Genomic DNA, 17291 nt, shown 5'->3' with positions numbered 1-17291 from the left:
CAGGCAAAATCCTTTGTCGCCGCGAAGCCTTGATGACAATGGTTCTCAGCCACCCGCACCACGGTTAAACGGCTATGCTCGGACCATGACTGTGTTCCCGGATCTGCACGACCTGCCCCGCCAGTTGCGCCACCCTGAGGTGCGCGATCTCGCGTGGGTGATGCTCGCCCCGCCGATGCTCAGCCAGACGCCGTGGCCGCAACGCCATCCGTTGGCGGGCAGTGATTGGGTGCAAACGCCGCATTTGCTGGAAGGCTGGCTACGTCAACTCGATCAAGACAGCAGCACACTGCAACAGTGGCTGAGTCTGTCCCGCACCCGACGCCTTGGCCTGTACTACGAGCGGTTGTGGCAGTTCGCCGTGCAGCACGCGCCCGGTGTGGAATTGCTGGCCGCCAACCTGCCGATCCGCCGCGCCGGGCACACCCTGGGCGAACTGGATATGCTACTGCGCGACCGCGACGGCGTGCATCATCTGGAATTGGCGATCAAACTGTACCTCGGGCCCCAAGCCGGCGACGGCAGAGACACCGCCTTGTGGCTGGGCCCTGGCTGCCATGATCGGCTGGACCGCAAGCTGACGCACCTGGCCCAACACCAATTGCCGATTTCCGCGCGGGCGGAGAGCCGCGAAGCACTGGCCGCTCTGGATATTCAGCAGTTCGACGCGCATTTATGGCTGGGTGGCTACTTGCTCTACCCCTGGCCCGGCGAAGCCGACGAACCCCTTGGCGCCCACCCTCAACATTTGCGCGGGCGCTGGCTGCATCAGCGCGACTGGCAAGCATTCGCCAGCACCCGCCAACCCGGCCGCTGGCAACCCCTGCCCCGCCATGCCTGGCTGGCGCCAGCACATTACCCTGCGAGTGAGGTGTGGAGTGAAGCGCAGATGCAGGGGTGGCTGGAAGAACTCGACCCCATGGCGCCGGCGCAGTTGTTAGTGCGGATGGTGCAAATGGACGGGGATTGGGAAGAGGCGGAGCGGTTGTTTTTGGTGGCGGATCTTTGGCCGGATGTGACGGGGGGTGGCTGACAACTGCGTGGCGCGTTTTCTGGCCCCAACGCAAGCAAGCCAGCTCACACCGCAAATAGGCAGCGCGGGCCAACCCGGGAACTGGCTTGGCTGGGTGCGTCACCCTGCCTATTAAGGAAACTCTACTTCGCGCAACGGGTGCATGCTTTCGGGGATCGGGCGGGTTAGCCCGTTGGCATCCGTCTTCCACTTGTTTATTCGGCCGTCCTTACCGACCAGCCGATAGTCATAGGTCGGCAACTTGTTGCCCCATTCGTCCACAATGAGGTACTGCCCGAAACCGGGTTTGTCCGGGACGGGGAGCCATTCGGGTAATAACTGCGGGCGGCGGTCCGGGCACTTGTGGTAAGTCCAAGGGGAAAGGCAATCGCCGGCGCGGCCGGTGCGCAGGCTTTGGAGTTTTAAGAAGTCGGGTTGTGATCGGCGATCGGCGACAACGCTACCGTCGGGATAGGTGAAGACAGTGTGGTTACCTTCTTTCTTCTCCTTTGGTTGTATGGAGAAAACAGTAAATGCCGAATGCAATGTGGGCTCGAAGTACACAGTGCGAGCTCTCAACGCTTGATACTTCAGATAAATACCGCCCTCACCTGCAAGACTAATGCGCTTGCGATACCCCCCCAGAAACGCCTCTTTAACCCAAGGGTAGTAGTCTCTCTTGATCGTCAGATCTCCATCAACTTTGAAATCAGGACCACCTCTTGGTGAATTGTTGTAGTCGAATATCACGATTACACCCCCACCCGCACCAGCGGTCACGTTCTCGCCAAAGCGCGCCGGGTCTGCGTAGACCACACCAAACGTCACATTCGCCAGATGCCAGCGACACGCACCGCCCCCATCCTTTGGCAATTCCACTTGGTAAAGGTCACTCTCGCCTTGACGTTCAAATTCTTTGTAGATTGAGTGATGACCATCCTGCTCTAAACGCTGACCGCTGGCTCCAGAGCTGATGCGCTTACAGGTAGCCGAGCGATACATGACCCACATGGTTTCGGTTTTCAGTTCCTTGGGCAGTTTCACCGTGACGGTTATCTTTTCACTGTCAGCAGGCGGCGACAGGCTGTAGTCCTGACGGCAACCACTTAGGCCAAAAAACAGCGTGCATAAAACCAGATAGATGCGATAGAGCATGGCAATGCTCCTTCGGGTATCGACGGGTACGATGGTTGAATTTCGCTTTGGCAGCTTCACCCAATTCATTAGGGAAACTCCACTTCGCGCAATGGGTGCATGCTTTCCGGGACCGGGTGGGTTAGCCCGTTGGCATCCGTCTTCCACTTGTTTATTCGGCCGTCCTTACCGACCAGCCGATAGTCATAGGTCGGCAACTTGTTGCCCCACTCGTCCACAATGAGGTACTGCCCGAAACCGGGTTTGTCCGGGACGGGGAGCCATTCGGGTAATAACTGCGGGCGGCGGTCCGGGCACTTGTGGTAAGTCCAGGGGGAAAGGCAATCGCCGGCGCGGCCGGTGCGCAGGCTTTGGAGCTTTAAAAAGTCGGGCTGTGATCGACCATCGGCTACGACAGTGCCGTCGGGATAGGTGAAGACAGTGTGGTTACCTTCTTTCTTCTCCTTTGGTTGTGTGGAGAAGACAGTAAATGCCGAATGCAATCTGGGCTCGAAGTACACAGTGCGGGCTTTCAACGCCTGGTACATCAGATAAATTTCACCCTCACCGGCCAGGCTAATGTGTTTTTTATAACCGCCAAGAAAAGCCTCACTTAACCAGGGATAATAGTCCTTCCGTAGCACCAAATCCCCATCGACCTTTATGTTTGCTCCGCCTCGCGGCGAGTTGTTGTAGTCGAATATCACAACTACACCGCCGCCCCCCCCCGTCGATTACGTTCTCGCCAAAGCGCGCCGGGTCTGCGTAGACCACACCAAACGTCACATTCGCCAGATGCCAGCGACACGCACCGCCCCCATCCTTTGGCAATTCCACTTGGTAAAGGTCACTCTCGCCTTGACGTTCAAATTCTTTGTAGATTGAGTGATGACCATCCTGCTCTAAACGCTGACCGCTGGCTCCAGAGCTGACGCGCTTACAGGTAGCCGAGCGATACATGACCCACATGGTTTCGGTTTTCAGTTCCTTGGGCAGTTTCACCGTGACGGTTATCTTTTCACTGTCAGCAGGCGGCGACAGGCTGTAGTCCTGACGGCAACCACCAACAGTGAAAAGAAGTACGTACAAAACCACGGCCAGTCGGAGGGCGCTGGTTGAGTTCTTAAGCGCATTGATTTGCTTAACCATAGGTTTTCTCGTAATAGGCCCGTGGATCGGCGATGGCATCAAAACGCTCTAGTGCTTCTTTGCCCCCATCGGCTTGCTTTGTGACACGCAGGGCTTTATCCACCAAACGCTGCAAGTCGAGAAACACACGGTTGCGAGCCAACTCCTCCTCAGGAACACGCCCGTAGTAGTCCTTAATCTGCTGTTCGAATTTGCGTCGTTGTATCTGGCGTTCCAGCAAGGGTTCGCGCGCTGGATTGATGGACTCCAGCAGTTGGTTGTGGATATAGGGTTGGTACTGCGACATGAAGTGGTCGCCAATCCGCAACACTCGGCCCACTGGGGTGTTGCTGTAGTGCGGAAAGTACCGGGCACGATTTTCAGGACTCAGCGAAGCGTTGAAACGCTGCGTGGCCTCCTCGGCCTCTTGCTCGTCGGTTTCACTGAGACTGGGCACCAAATACAGCTTGGCTTTCTCAGGTAATTCAGCAGTGATCGTGCCGCGAATGGGTGTGCCATCCGGCTTTCGATAGGCGGGGTATGACCCGAACTCTTGATAATGGTGTTGTTCAGCCTTGAAGAACATGGCGATCTTGCCGTGATGGCTGAACGCATTCTCGTGCTTGTACACCATGCCAATTAACGCTTGGCCTACTGACCGTTGAAGTCCGAATACGTTGCCAAGTGGGCCGTATCGGTCATACAGGTCATTGTCCAGCGCAGCCTCGGGGGGCACGCGTGGGATCAAATCAGTGTCGTTGACATGACGGAAGTGCCAAAGGTCGCCCAGGTATTGCACGGCGAGCAGGGTGAAGGTGCGGGGCATGCCGTAGGTGTAAAGCAGGGGATTATGTTTCAACAGCGAAGCGGCATGGATAAGGCCGAGAGCGCCGCCGAGGCTATGGCCGCAGATGAAGAGCTTTCTGTCGAGCGCCTTTTCAGGAATCGTTTCACCAAGCCCCTTGGCAAAAATCCTTCTCGCCACCTCAAAAGCATCACGAAAACCTAGATGCACACTGCCTAGCGAAGTTAGATCTGCACAAGGAACCTTAGGCTCGCATAGCGCCGCAATCTCCGGCTTCACGGGACGAAAAGTAGCATCAGTGATCAGATCAGCAAGCCCCTCCATTTCAGTACCGCGCCAAGCAACCAACACTTGAGATGCGCTGATAACGTAAAACAATTGGGTATGACCTTCCGGTGGATCAGCTTTAGCCGTATCCAGAGCTTCGACAGTTAAATAGCGCTCACTGAACGGCACATCCACCACAACACAAGGCCACGCCTGACCACTATCCCAAACACGCGGAGTCCGCGATAAATCCAGACACTGCCGTTCGAAAAGTTCTTTGACGGAACCCAGATCACCCTCACCCCGGTTGCTATACGCCAAAATACTCATCAACCCCAGGTTGTAAGCATTCACCAGGCTGTACTCCTCCTGATGATGCAAAACCAGCGACCACGCGCGAAACGGGCAGACTTCCAGTACATGCCGACGGTCCAAGTGATCGCCGCTCACAGTAAAACCACCGAACGTCTCATCAGGAAAGTGAAACGCAGGAAGCTCACTCGGATCAGCCAACGGTGGTTGAAAGGTGGGCCGCCGATCGCATAACTGCCCGATCCGTAAATAGTGGTAGTCGTGACCTTTCGCAAGCGCAGCCTTTTCAACCGGCGAGAACCCCGCGCGCTGAGGCCCATACAACGGCGTACGGTCGCCTATTCCCGGGCGGGGTGGCTCTGCACGTACAGCACGTAGGCGTCGGGTTTGCAGTTGCTCGGCCAGCAGGTCTGCTCCCACCCACAACGTAATGGGCAGGGGATGCAGACCCTCGAGACGAATCACGCCCTCAGCATCGGTATACCCCGCGAACTCAGGCACATAGCCCCCACGCGAAGCCTCGTTCGCCGCACGATAAGGCAGACTCGCCAAAGGTTGGCCTAGTTCGTCAACCAACTGGAACTCGACCCAATGCTGGATCTGCTTGCCGCCAATAAAGTCCTTGAAGGGATTGAGCGTATCCGTGTAATGCAGTGAGTCGTTCATACCAGCCCTTGATCGAGAGTGGTACGCGCGGGGGCAGTCGAGTGGCGAGTTGAACGGAGCGTCTTGCCTGCCAAGACCTGGCAATAACAAACACCCTGTATTACGCAGGAATTCATCCCTTTACCCCTGAACGCGTGAAGGCCCACAGAGTAAAGAGTTGCCATCAACGATGAATGTCGGAAGATTCGACTTTACAAGAGCGACCCTTCCCGATCTCCCCTCAAGACCTACAAACCATCGATATGCCGGTAATCAATTTTCAGCCCCGCAGCCAGCGCTTGCGCCCGCCCCAACCTGATCGGCCCGCGCTCGATATCCACCAGCAACCCAGGGCACTCCAACAGCGGCAACCCGGCGATGTCCCTGAGTCGCCCATCAGTAATCAGCAACAAGCGCTGTTGCTCAGCCGGATAGCGTTTACGCCGCGCCGCCAACCAATGTCCGGCCTCGGTCAGTGCGGCGAGCAGCGGCGTGCCTCCGCCAGCGCCGAGTTGGGCCAGCCAGCCCGCCAAGCCTTTGGCGGCCTTCAGACCCTGCACTTGCCACGTGGGCGCGTGCCCACTGGCCGTCAGCAACGCCATGCGCGCACGCTGGCGATAGGCGTCGTCAAACAACTGGGCCAGTAAGCCCTTGGCGTCGGTCAATGCTTGATGGCGGCGGGTGGAGGCCGAGGCATCGACGATCACCAGCCACAGCTCATGGGCCGAGCGACTGCGCAGGTGAAACAGCAAGTCTTCCCGCGATTGCGGGCGGCCGCCGAGCAGGGTGCCCGGCCAGTTGATCGAGCCGTACTGCGCGCTACGTGCCTTGCCGTGCCGGCCTTTCTCCACGCGTCCTGCCTTGGGTCGGGCATCCGCCCCCGCGTCAGGTCGAGGGCGAATGCCTAGGGCTTTTTTGGCCAGGTGGGGACTTCCCGCCGGGCGCCCGTGGGTAAGGCGGCGGCGGGCATGTCGCCCCATTGGCCTTGGCCGGGAGAGGTGTCAGAGGACTTGGGGGATTGCCCTTGGTTCGGCGGGCTGGCCGGCGGAGATTGCTCTTGGCGGCGATGGCGCAAGGCAAAGTCGGCGACGGCCTCGATGTCCTCTTCGTCAATGGCGCTGGCACCACGCCAGGCCGCATGGGCCCTGGCGCCGCGCAGCCAGACCAGGTCCGCGCGCAAGCCGTCGACTCCGGCGGCGAAACAACGCTCGGTGATCTGCGCCAAGGCCTGGTCATCCAGCGCAATAGCCTCAAGCCGCGCTCGCGCCTCGGTGCAGCGCCTCTGTAGAGCGGCTTGCTGCTCGGCCCACTGCGCGCAGAACGCCGCGGGGTCAGTGTCAAAATCCAAGCGCCGACGGATGATCTGCCCGCGTTCCGTGGGCAAGGTCTGCCCGCTCAGCGCCACGTTGAAGCCGAAGCGATCAAGCAGTTGCGGGCGCAGTTCGCCCTCCTCCGGGTTCATCGTGCCGATCAGTACGAAGCGCGCCGAATGGCGATGGGAAATGCCGTCACGCTCGATCAGATTGGTGCCGCTGGCAGCCACGTCCAGTAACAGATCCACCAGATGGTCGGGCAGCAGATTGACTTCATCGACATACAGCACGCCGCCATCAGCCTTGGCCAACACCCCCGGCGAAAACTGCGCCCGCCCCTCCCCCAATGCCGCGTCCAGATCCAGCGTGCCAACAAGACGCTCTTCCGTCGCGCCCAACGGCAAGGTGACAAACTGGCCACTGACCAGCAGGTCCGCCAAGCCCCGCGCCAGGGTGGACTTGGCCATGCCACGCGGGCCTTCGATCAGCACACCGCCGATCTTCGGGTCGATGGCGGTGAGGCACAGCGCCAGTTTCAATGCGTCGGCGCCGACCACGGCGGACAGCGGGAAATGGGGAATATCAGTCATCAGCTGTCTTCTTCTATATCCAGCAACAGGTTTTCCAACGCCTCACGGTAAGCCCCCGGCTCCTGCCACATGCCGCGCTGCTGGGCTTCAAGCATGCGTTCGGCCATGTCGCGCAGGGCGGCGGGGTTGTGTTGCTGCACAAAGGCGCGGGTGTCGGGGTCGAGCAAATAAGCGTCGGCGAGCAGCGCGTATTGGTGATCGTCGATCAGCGCGGTGGTGGCGTCGAAAGCGAACAGGTTGTCCACGGTCGCAGCCATTTCAAACGCACCTTTATAGCCGTGGCGTTTCACGCCTTCGATCCACTTGGGATTGGCGGCGCGGGAGCGGATCACCCGGTTCAGCTCTTCCTTCAAGGTACGGATTTTCGGCAAGTCCGGCTGGCTGTGGTCGCCATGGTAACTGGCGGCCTTGTCGCCGCTCAGGGTTTCCACGGCAGCGAGCATGCCGCCCTGGAATTGGTAGTAGTCGTTGGAATCGAGCACGTCATGCTCGCGGTTGTCCTGGTTCTGCAACACCGCCTGTACCTGGCTCAGGCGCTGGGCAAACTGCCCACGGGCGGCGGTGCCCTCGTCGGAGCCGCCATATGCATAGCCACCCCAGTTCAGGTAGACCTCCGCCAGGTCCTCGCGGCTTTGCCACAGGCGGCCGTCAATCGCACCCTGCACGCCCGCGCCATAGGCTCCAGGCTTGGCGCCGAAGATGCGCCAGCCGGCCTGTTTCGCCGCAGCTTCTGCGTCCAGGCCAGACGCCAGCAACGCCTCGCGCTCACTGCGCACCTTGGCCGCCAACGGGTTCAGGTCGTCCGGCTCGTCCAACGCCGCCACCGCCTGCACCGCCGCATCGAACAGGCGGATCAGGTTGGCGAAGGCATCACGGAAGAACCCCGACACCCGCAGCGTGACGTCAACACGCGGGCGGTCCAGCAGGCTGATCGGCAGGATTTCAAAGTCATCCACCCGCTGGCTGCCCGTGGCCCAGACCGGGCGCACGCCCATCAGCGCCATGGCCTGGGCAATATCGTCGCCGCCGGTGCGCATGGTGGCCGTGCCCCACACCGACAAACCGAGCTGGCGTAGGTGGTCGCCGTGATCCTGCAAGTGCCGCTCAAGGATCAGGTTGGCGGATTGAAAACCGATGCGCCAGGCCGTGGTGGTCGGCAGGTTGCGCACGTCCACCGTGAAAAAGTTACGCCCGGTGGGCAGTACATCCAGGCGCCCGCGACTCGGCGCACCGCTGGGCCCCGCCGGCACGAACCGACCGCTCAAGGCATCCAGCAGGCCGCGCATTTCCGCCGGGCCGCAGGCATCCAGGCGCGGCGCAACGACGATGCGCAGGCTTTCAATGACGGCCTTCACGCCTTCCCAGCCAGGCTCCTCCAGTTGCTCAAGCGGGCCTTCCAGAGCCTGTTCGATCAAGCGCGCCGCGTAGAGCTCCAGGCGCTCGCGGGTATCCCCGGCGGTACGCCACAACTGCGGGTCGATCTTCTGCAACACCAGGGGACGGCGACCGGTCCAGGGTTCGGCGAGTGCACAATCCAACGGATCGAAGCCCAACTCGAAGGCCTTGGCCAATACCCGCAGCAAACTCGACTGCGCGCCGCGCCCATCACCACGGGGGATACGCAGCAACGCGAGCAAAGTGTCGATGCGCAAACGGCCGTCAGGCGACTGGCCAAAAATGTGCAGGCCGTCGCGGATCTGTGACTCCTTCAAGTCACACAGATAAGTGTCGAGGCGCGGGAGCCAGATGGCGGCGTCAGCTTCTTTATCCAGTTCAAGCTCTTGGTCGATGCGGGTTTCGCGCACCAACTTGAGGATGTCCTTTTGCAGCTCGAGGGCGCGGCGAGGATCGAGCAGTTGCGCTTCGTAATACTCGTCTGCCAGCAGTTCCAGGTCACGCAATGGGCCGTAGGTTTCGGCACGGGTCAGCGGCGGCATCAGGTGGTCGATGATCACCGCCTGGGTGCGGCGTTTGGCCTGGGCACCCTCGCCCGGATCGTTGACGATAAACGGGTAGATATTCGGCAACGGCCCCAGCAGCGCATCGGGCCAGCAGTTTTCCGACAGGCCAACGCCCTTGCCCGGCAGCCATTCCAGGTTGCCGTGCTTGCCCACATGGATCACACCGTGGGCGCCATAGGTGTGACGCAGCCAGAAGTAGAACGCCAGGTAGCCATGAGGCGGCACCAGATCGGGATCGTGGTACACCGCGCTGGCGTCCACCTGATAACCCCGCGCAGGCTGGATGCCGACGAAAGTCAGGCCCAGGCGCAGGCCGGCGATCATCATGCGGCCGTCGCGGAACATCGGATCGTTATGGGGCGCGCCCCACCGTTCAATAACCGCCTGGCGATTGGCTTCGGGCAGGCGTTTGAACATCGCCTCGTAGTCGTCCAGGCCCAGGCTTTGGTGACAGGGACGCAGATCAATACTGTCGAGGTCGTTGGTGACGCCACCGAGCAGGTCATGGATCAGGGCCGTTCCACTCGGAGGCAATTCGTCGGGCAGCGGATACCCTTCGGCTTGCAGGGCACGCAGGATGTTCAGCGCCGCCGCCGGTGTGTCCAGACCAACGCCGTTGCCGATACGGCCGTCGCGGGTCGGGTAGTTGGCGAGGATCAGCGCGATGCGTTTCTGCGCATTCGGTACCCGTGCCAATTCGACCCAACGGCGCGCCAGTTCGGCAACAAAATCCATGCGCTCGGGCGCGGCGCGGTAACACACCACATCCGACTGGCTGCGCTCACTGCGCCAGGCCAGATCCTTGAAGCTGATCGGCCGGCTGATGATGCGCCCGTCCAGCTCCGGCAAGGCAATATGCATCGCCAAGTCGCGCGGGCCCAGGCCTTGTTCACTGGCCTGCCAGCCCGGCTCGTTGTCTTGGGCGCAAATCGCCTGGATCACCGGGATATTGCGGCGAAACGGGCGCAAATGCGGCGCTTCCGGGCTGGATTGGGCAAACCCGGTGGTGTTCAGGATCAGCCCCGCGCCGACCTCATCGAGCAGGTCCTCGACGACCGTCAGGCAGCCGGGCTCTTTCAAACTGGCCACCGCTATCGGCAACGGGTTCAGGCCCGCAGCCTGCAAGCGTTGGCAAAACACATCGATAAAACCGGTATTGGCCGCCTGCAAGTGAGAGCGGTAGAACAGCACCGCCGCCACCGGAAACTCGGCCTGCCAATCCGCCTGCCAGTCATTCAAGCGGGGGTTGGCTTTGTGCGGGTGATAAATCGCCGTGCGCGGCAGGGTTTGCGGCTCGGCCCAGGCATAGTCGCGCCCCAGGTAAGCGCTGGCCAGGCAGCGATAGAAATCCAGCGCATTGCCCAAGCCACCCTGGCGCAGGAAGTGCCACAGGCGATCACGTTCTTGTGCGCCAACGGTGCTCAAACCGCTGAGTTCCGGGTCGGGACGATCGTCGCCCGGCACCAGGATCAGTTGTACACCGCGTTCGGCCAGCTCCACCAGACGCTCGATGCCGTAACGCCAATAGCCGATGCCACCATGCAGCGAGATCAGGATGACCTTGGCGTGGCGCAACACCTCGTCGACATACAGGTCGACCGAGGCGTGGTTCTGCACCTGCATGGGGTTGGCCAGGCGCAGGCTCGGGTAATCGTCGGGCAACTGCTGGGCCGCTTCGGCCAGCAGCGCCAGGCTGGAGTCGCCGCTGCACAGGATCACCAGTTCAGCGGGGGTTTGGCCAAGGTCGGCAATATTGTCGTCCGAGACGAAACCACCGGGCTGGGTCCTGAGCAGGTGCATGGGTTAAACGCTGAGCGCAGCGCGCAGTTGCGCTTCGAGGCCCGCCGCATCGAGGTCCTGACCGATCAGTACCAGACGTGTGATGCGTGCTTCGTCGGCCGCCCAGGCGCGATCGAAGTGCTTATCGAAACGCGTGCCTACGCCCTGGATCAGCAGGCGCATCGGCTTGTTCGGGATCGCGGCGAAGCCTTTGACGCGCAGGATGCTGTGTTGCACCACCAGCTGGGTCAGGGCGTCGAGCAAAAGCGCCTCGTCGGCTTGCGGCAGGTCGATGGAAATCGAGTCGAAGGCGTCGTGGTCGTGGTCGTCTTCACCTTCGTGGTGATGATCGTGATGGCTGTGGCGAGCGTCGATATGCTCTTCGGAGCCCGCGCCCAGGCCAATCAACACGTCCAGCGGCAGACGGCCGCTGCTGGCTTCGACGATCTTCACGGCCGGCGGCAGCTCTTCGGCGACTTCCAGGCGCACACGGGCCAGGTCTTCCGGGCTGATCAGGTCGGATTTGTTGAGGATCACCAAGTCGGCGCTGGCCAGTTGGTCGGCGAACAACTCGTGCAGCGGCGATTCGTGGTCCAGGTTCGGGTCGAGTTTGCGCTGGGCGTCGACTTGGTCCGGGAATGCGGCGAAGGTGCCGGCGGCCACGGCTGGGCTATCGACCACGGTGATCACCGCGTCAACCGTGCAGGCGCTACGGATTTCCGGCCATTGGAAGGCTTGTACCAGGGGTTTTGGCAAAGCCAGGCCAGAGGTTTCAATGAGGATATGGTCGAGGTCGCCGCGCCGGGCAACCAGCTCGCGCATCACCGGGAAGAACTCTTCCTGCACGGTGCAGCACAGGCAGCCGTTGGCCAGCTCGTAGACACGGCCGTTGGCTTCTTCTTCGGTGCAACCGATGGAGCACTGCTTGAGGATTTCACCGTCAATGCCCAACTCGCCGAATTCGTTGACGATCACGGCGATGCGACGGCCCTGGGCGTTGTCGAGCATATGGCGCAGCAAGGTGGTCTTGCCCGAGCCAAGAAAGCCGGTAACGATGGTGACGGGGAGTTTGGCCAGTGTTTTCATCGGATGCCCTTGGGGGCGGGCATACGGGACGATAGGCCCTGCGACAGTGCGCAGCAGCGGATTTCGTCACCGGATCACCCCGCCCGGTTGAATTGAAAAATCGATTGCGAGGCAGGTCTCCTGGCTTGGGGCTTGCAGATCTTGCGACCGGCGCTGGCTGCGCCTTCCCGCCTTGTCGGCAGTGGCGTGGCAGTCAACTGGACCCTTTACAGTTGCGGGGGCAGCCGCGGCTTGAACCGCGTTCCCTTCTTAGCTTCGGCCTGGGCCGAAGAACCTCGAGGGTGCAAGGCTACGCAGTGCTTGGGGGATGGTCAATGATGGGGTTGGGTTCGTGTACATATCCGATATTTAGGTAACGGCGACTCCTTACGGCAGCTCACTTTAGGAAAGAGCCCAAAAGTAACCAAAGGGCTCTTGCCCCAATACTCGGCACCTCGCCCAGGCTCGGTGTGCCCTTAATCCGACATGGATTTGGGCGGCCTGACAGCCGGCCTGATCGAGAAAGCGGGCGGGCTCCCCTGTGGGAGCTGGCTTGCCTGCGATGGCATCAACTGGGTGCGCCTGATGTACCGAGGCGCCTGCATCGCAGGCCAGCCAGCTCCCAAAGTCGAGGGTGAACACCATAAAAAACACCGGTCGGCTCCAAGGCCGCCGCGCTCTGGCTTTTGATCTCACTTGCCCCGTTAAACACGCTGGCCGAACGCAGGCTTGAATCCGTGGGCAACCCGGCAGGACGCCGGGTTAGCCGTCCTGGGCCAGGGATGGCCGATGACGGCGGCCCACGGATTCAAGCCGGAGTGAGGGCACACCGAGCCTGGGCGAGGTGCCGAGTGTTGGGGCAAGAGCCCTTTGGTTACTTTGGGGCTTTTCCAAAGTGACCCGCTGTAAGAGCGGAACCATAAGCCGCCGTTACCGAAGAAACGGATATGTACCCCACCACCACCACCACCACCACCACCACCACCACCACCACCACCACCACCACCACCAAAAACCACATCCCAATTGACTCCCCTCCCACCCCCATGCTCTCCTACACATCTTGTTTCGGGTGCCCTGCAAAGGGTGAAACGGGAAACCGGTGACTCATGTGCGCATGACAGTCCGGTGCTGCCCCCGCAACGGTAAGCGAGCGAAACGTCATATCCACTGTGCCCAAGGCATGGGAAGGCGACGTTTTCAGGCATTGAGCCCCTCGCAAGCCCGGAGACCGGCCCGAAAAAATCAGATAACAAACCCGCGGTGGGCGGGCGCTGTTCAGAACCCTGCGTGCCTGGCTCGCGGGGTTTTCATGCGCTCGTTTCACCCAGACACCTGAAAGGGACGCGCCATGTCGATCATCAGCAGCACCTCGCACTCCGCCAGCCGCACTTCTACCCTGAGCCAACGCCTGACCGCCGCCATCGGTGCGTCGATCCTCGGCGCGTGCCTGGTGTATTTCGCCGGTTTCTCGCATATCGAGGCGGTGCACAACGCTGCCCACGATACCCGCCACAGCGCCGCGTTCCCGTGCCATTGAGACCTGCCGAAATGATCAAGCGTATTGCGCAAACCGCAGGGTTCAGCGGACTTTTGGCCGCCCTGCTGCTGACCCTGCTGCAAAGCTTCTGGGTCGCCCCGCTGATTTTGCAGGCGGAAACCTTTGAAAAAGCCCCTGCCGAGGTGATGCACGAGCATACCGCCGGCACCGCTGCCCATACCCACGACGCCGAAGCCTGGGAGCCGGAAAACGGCTGGCAGCGCGTGCTCTCTACCACAGGTGGCAACCTGGTAGTGGCAATCGGTTTCGCACTGATGCTCGCCGGCCTGTACACCCTGCGCGCGCCAACCCGCACCGCCCAAGGGCTGCTGTGGGGGCTGGCTGGTTACGCGACCTTCGTACTGGCGCCGACCCTGGGGCTGCCGCCTGAGCTGCCGGGCACGGCTGCCGCCGACCTCGCACTGCGCCAGACGTGGTGGATCGGTACCGCAGCGTCCACCGCGGCCGGTATCGCGCTGATCGTATTCGGTCGCAACTGGCTGCTCAAAGCACTGGGGGCGGCAATCCTGGTGGTTCCCCACGTGATTGGCGCACCGCAACCGCAGGTGCATTCGATGCTGGCCCCAGAAGCGCTGGAAGCGCAGTTCAAGATCGCATCGCAGTTGACCAACGTGGCGTTCTGGCTGGCCCTGGGCCTGATCAGCGCCTGGCTGTTCCGCCGCAACCGTGACGATCAATACTCGGCATGACCCTGGTGGCCGGCCTGGGCTGCCAGCGGGGTTGTGATGTTCACACCCTGCTGAGCCTGTTCGACGCCGCCCTCGCCGAGGGTGGTATCGAGCGCCGGCACGTTACGGCCTTGGCGAGTATTGATCGCAAACGCGATGAACCCGGATTACTCGCCCTGGCCGCGCTGCTGAATCTGCCACTGCACTGCTTCAGCGCGGCCGGGCTAGGGGCTTATGCCGACCGCCTGAGCCACAGATCCGCTGTCGCTTTCGCCCATACCGGCTGCTACGGCATCGCCGAAAGCGCCGCCCTGGCACTGGCCGAGCACCTCACTGGCGCCCCTGCGCGCCTGCTGATCACCCGCAAAAAAACCGCCCAGGCCACCTTTGCGTTGGCTTGCGCCGACTAAAATCCCGATAATCGCCCTTCCCGATCATGAGCAATCTTCATGCTCGCCCGCTTTTCAACAGGAATTCCCCATGACCGTCTACTTCATCGGCGCAGGCCCCGGCGACCCGGAATTGATCACCGTAAAAGGCCAGCGGCTGATCCGCAGTTGCCCGGTGATCATCTATGCCGGCTCCCTGGTGCCAGCGGCGGTTTTGGAAGGTCACCAGGCAGGAATCGTCGTCAACAGCGCTGAGTTGCATCTGGAACAGATCATCGAACTGATCAAAACCGCCCACGCCAAAGGCCAGGATGTGGCACGCGTGCACTCCGGCGATCCGAGCCTGTATGGCGCGATTGGCGAGCAGATCCGCTGTTTGCGCGAGCTGGGCATCCCTTTCCAGATCATCCCTGGCGTCACCGCCGTGGCCGCCTGCGCGGCGCTACTGGAGACCGAGCTGACCCTTCCGGACATCGCCCAGAGCGTCATCCTGACCCGCTATGCGGATAAGACCAGCATGCCCCCCGGCGAGGACTTCGACAGCCTGGCGCGGCACGGCACGACCATGGCGATTCACCTGGGGGTCAACCATCTGGAGAAAATCGTCGCTGAACTGCTGCCGCACTATGGCGCAGACTGCCCGATTGCGGTGGTGCACCGGGCGACGTGGCCGGATCAGGATTGGGCGGTCGGGACCTTGAGTGATATTGCCGAGAAGGTCGCAGCCAAGGGGTTTCGGCGTACCGCGCTGATTGTGGTGGGTCGGGTGTTGGCCAGTGACAGTTTCAGCGAGTCGTCGCTGTACCGGGCTGGCCACGCACACCTTTACCGCCCTTGAAGGAATGCGGGCAAGCCCACTCCCACACTTAAACCCATTTGTTAGAAAAACAGCGTAAGGCGTTGAAAAGCATGCATAAAAAAAACGGCACTCACGGGGCGCCGTTTTTTCTTCGCAGTGAACACCTTACTCAGTAGTAGGCGTTTTCTTTCTGCGTGTGGTCGGTCACGTCACGGACACCTTTAAGCTCTGGAATACGCTCCAGCAGGGTGCGCTCGATACCTTCGCGCAGGGTCACGTCCGCCTGGCCGCAGCCCTGGCAACCACCACCAAACTTGAGCACCGCGATGCCGTCGTCCACGACATCGATCAGGCTGACCTGGCCGCCGTGGCTGGCCAGCCCCGGGTTGATCTCGGTCTGCAGGTAGTAGTTGATACGCTCGTTCACCGGGCTGTCAGCGTTGACATTTGGCACCTTGGCGTTGGGCGCTTTGATGGTCAATTGGCCGCCCATGCGATCGGTGGCGTAGTCGACTACCGCGTCGTCGAGGAAGGCTTCGCTGAAGGCGTCGATATACGCGGTAAAGCTTTTCAGCCCCAGCGCGGTGTCTTCAGGCTTCTCTTCACCTGGCTTGCAGTAGGCAATGCACGTCTCGGCGTACTGGGTGCCAGGCTGGGTGATAAAGACGCGGATACCGATACCCGGGGTGTTCTGCTTGGACAGCAGGTCAGCCAGGTAATCGTGGGCGGCGTCGGTAATGGTTATGGCAGTCATGGAAACTCCTCACAGGCTTGCCGGCAGTTTACGCCAAAATATTACGCAGGTACAAAGTCCTAGTATTTTTGTCGGGAAAGGATGGGCGGCTGATCAATGCCCAACCACTGCTTGAGCCTGCTGTACGCCGCTTTTTCCAGCCAGTGGTAGCTGCCAAATGAGGCGAACGCCGTCACCAGGATGCAAACCGGCAGCATCACGTAGGGATCAACGCCCGTGCGCTCGGCAAACCATCGCCCGGCGCACAGCACCATGGTGTGGAGCAAATACACCGAGTAGGAGCAATCTCCGAGCATCTTCAAGACACGCGAATGACGAAAAAAAGGCTCCAGCGTGACAAAGCAGATGACCAATATCGCGCTGGGCACCCCCCACTCCAGCGCGCGCGGAACGTCCGCGCCGTGATAAATCGCGGCCAAGGCCGCCACGATACCCAGCAACGGCAACCACGCCGGGGCTCGGCACAGGCCACGGTGATACAGCATGCCGATGACGATGCCCATCAGGAATTCGACGACAATGTCGTTGCGGTAAAAACCGCCAAACAGGTCAAAGGCGGGGCTGATGACGCCACACACCAGGTACAGCAGTGTGGCGACTATCCACAACCGGTAAGCCCTGCGAAAACACAAGGTCAGGGCGAACAGCCCATAAAACAGCATCTCGAAGTTAAGGGTCCAGCCGACATCCACTAGCGGATAACGCCCAAAGCCGCCGGGGTGTTCCGCCGGAATAAACAGCAGCGACTGCAGCACATGGCTGGGCACCACATACGTTTCTGGAAACATCGAAGGCACCGTCATGACCAGTAACGCCATGAGCAGCGTATAGAACCAATACGCGGGAGCGATCCTGGCCACGCGCATGAGCATGAAACGCCCTGGTGTCTGCGCCTTGTCGGCTGTTGCGAGAAAAATCACCAGGCCACTGATGACAAAGAACACGTCCACGCCGATGGCACCTTTATCGGCGAACAAATAGGCCAGCGGGGTATCGACCTCAAAGTTGAAAAACACCTGGATGAAGTGATGCCCCACCACAACCCAAGCCGCCAAGGCGCGTAGTGCCTGCACTGAAACCAGCATCTTCGGGGTACCTTTTCCATTGCT

General features: G+C 61.0%; 16 protein-coding genes and 2 riboswitches. Of the genes, 5 read left to right on the top strand and 11 right to left on the bottom strand.

Annotated elements, in window-relative coordinates:
* Positions 1-85 precede the first annotated feature (85 nt).
* Entirely contained in the window at positions 86-1033 is a 948-nt protein-coding gene (locus AC3ISR_RS12050; RefSeq protein ID WP_463983956.1) for a DUF1853 family protein, read from the top strand.
* A gap of 111 nt (positions 1034-1144) precedes the next feature.
* Here AC3ISR_RS12050 and AC3ISR_RS12045 read toward each other — a convergent pair whose 3' ends face one another.
* The 9 genes from AC3ISR_RS12045 to AC3ISR_RS12005 form a co-directional block, all read right to left on the bottom strand.
* The gene (locus AC3ISR_RS12045; protein WP_463983957.1) at positions 1145-2167 is read right to left on the bottom strand and encodes a hypothetical protein; all 1023 of its coding nucleotides are present in this window, start codon (positions 2165-2167) and stop codon (positions 1145-1147) included.
* A 68-nt stretch (positions 2168-2235) separates the two neighbouring features.
* The gene (locus tag AC3ISR_RS12040; RefSeq protein ID WP_463983958.1) at positions 2236-2790 is read right to left on the bottom strand and encodes a hypothetical protein; all 555 of its coding nucleotides are present in this window, start codon (positions 2788-2790) and stop codon (positions 2236-2238) included.
* The gene (locus tag AC3ISR_RS12035) at positions 2756-3295 is read right to left on the bottom strand and encodes a hypothetical protein (RefSeq protein ID WP_463983959.1); all 540 of its coding nucleotides are present in this window, start codon (positions 3293-3295) and stop codon (positions 2756-2758) included. The genes AC3ISR_RS12040 and AC3ISR_RS12035 overlap by 35 nt, the downstream gene beginning before the upstream one ends.
* Complete coding sequence (locus AC3ISR_RS12030) at positions 3288-5324, bottom strand: lipase family protein (RefSeq protein WP_463983960.1); 2037 nt, start codon at positions 5322-5324, stop codon at positions 3288-3290. The genes AC3ISR_RS12035 and AC3ISR_RS12030 overlap by 8 nt, the downstream gene beginning before the upstream one ends.
* A 227-nt stretch (positions 5325-5551) precedes the next feature.
* Positions 5552-6154: a vWA domain-containing protein gene (locus AC3ISR_RS12025; protein ID WP_463983961.1), complete on the bottom strand. Its 603-nt coding sequence runs from the start codon at positions 6152-6154 to the stop codon at positions 5552-5554.
* 53 nt (positions 6155-6207) lie between these two features.
* On the bottom strand, positions 6208-7206 hold the full coding sequence (locus AC3ISR_RS12020; protein WP_463983962.1) for a magnesium chelatase ATPase subunit I: 999 nt from the start codon (positions 7204-7206) through the stop codon (positions 6208-6210).
* Positions 7206-10967 (bottom strand): cobaltochelatase subunit CobN, encoded by a 3762-nt coding sequence (gene cobN, locus AC3ISR_RS12015; RefSeq protein WP_463983963.1) that lies wholly within the window; start codon positions 10965-10967, stop codon positions 7206-7208. Before cobN ends, AC3ISR_RS12020 begins: the two co-directional genes overlap by 1 nt.
* 3 nt (positions 10968-10970) lie before the next feature.
* Entirely contained in the window at positions 10971-12032 is a 1062-nt protein-coding gene (cobW, locus tag AC3ISR_RS12010) for a cobalamin biosynthesis protein CobW (RefSeq protein ID WP_192299683.1), read from the bottom strand.
* A 93-nt stretch (positions 12033-12125) separates the two neighbouring features.
* Positions 12126-12325, bottom strand: a riboswitch (cobalamin riboswitch).
* A gap of 560 nt (positions 12326-12885) precedes the next feature.
* Positions 12886-13032 carry a hypothetical protein gene (locus tag AC3ISR_RS12005; protein ID WP_463983964.1) on the bottom strand — a complete coding sequence of 49 codons (147 nt, stop codon included), beginning with the start codon at positions 13030-13032 and terminating at the stop codon, positions 12886-12888.
* Between the two features lie 32 nt (positions 13033-13064).
* Positions 13065-13265, top strand: a riboswitch (cobalamin riboswitch).
* Between the two features lie 97 nt (positions 13266-13362).
* On the opposite strand from AC3ISR_RS12005, the gene AC3ISR_RS12000 reads away from it, so the two are divergent.
* The 4 genes from AC3ISR_RS12000 to cobM all read left to right on the top strand — a co-directional run bounded on the left by AC3ISR_RS12000 (position 13363) and on the right by cobM (position 15467).
* Entirely contained in the window at positions 13363-13551 is a 189-nt protein-coding gene (locus AC3ISR_RS12000; protein ID WP_192299684.1) for a CbtB domain-containing protein, read from the top strand.
* A gap of 11 nt (positions 13552-13562) precedes the next feature.
* The gene (locus AC3ISR_RS11995) at positions 13563-14261 is read left to right on the top strand and encodes a CbtA family protein (RefSeq protein WP_463983965.1); all 699 of its coding nucleotides are present in this window, start codon (positions 13563-13565) and stop codon (positions 14259-14261) included.
* On the top strand, positions 14258-14650 hold the full coding sequence (locus AC3ISR_RS11990) for a cobalamin biosynthesis protein (protein WP_192299686.1): 393 nt from the start codon (positions 14258-14260) through the stop codon (positions 14648-14650). The genes AC3ISR_RS11995 and AC3ISR_RS11990 overlap by 4 nt, the downstream gene beginning before the upstream one ends.
* Before the next feature lie 70 nt (positions 14651-14720).
* Entirely contained in the window at positions 14721-15467 is a 747-nt protein-coding gene (cobM, locus tag AC3ISR_RS11985) for a precorrin-4 C(11)-methyltransferase (protein ID WP_192299687.1), read from the top strand.
* A gap of 130 nt (positions 15468-15597) precedes the next feature.
* Here cobM and nfuA read toward each other — a convergent pair whose 3' ends face one another.
* Together nfuA and AC3ISR_RS11975 are read right to left on the bottom strand one after the other, a co-directional pair.
* On the bottom strand, positions 15598-16182 hold the full coding sequence (gene nfuA, locus AC3ISR_RS11980; protein WP_003190728.1) for a Fe-S biogenesis protein NfuA: 585 nt from the start codon (positions 16180-16182) through the stop codon (positions 15598-15600).
* Between the two features lie 59 nt (positions 16183-16241).
* Positions 16242-17267, bottom strand: a complete 1026-nt coding sequence (locus tag AC3ISR_RS11975; protein ID WP_463983966.1) for an acyltransferase family protein — start codon at positions 17265-17267, stop codon at positions 16242-16244.
* Positions 17268-17291 lie beyond the last annotated feature (24 nt).

It is taken from the genome of Pseudomonas sp. GL_117 (assembly GCF_057835125.1).
This window is presented reverse-complemented; position numbering and strand designations above follow the sequence as displayed.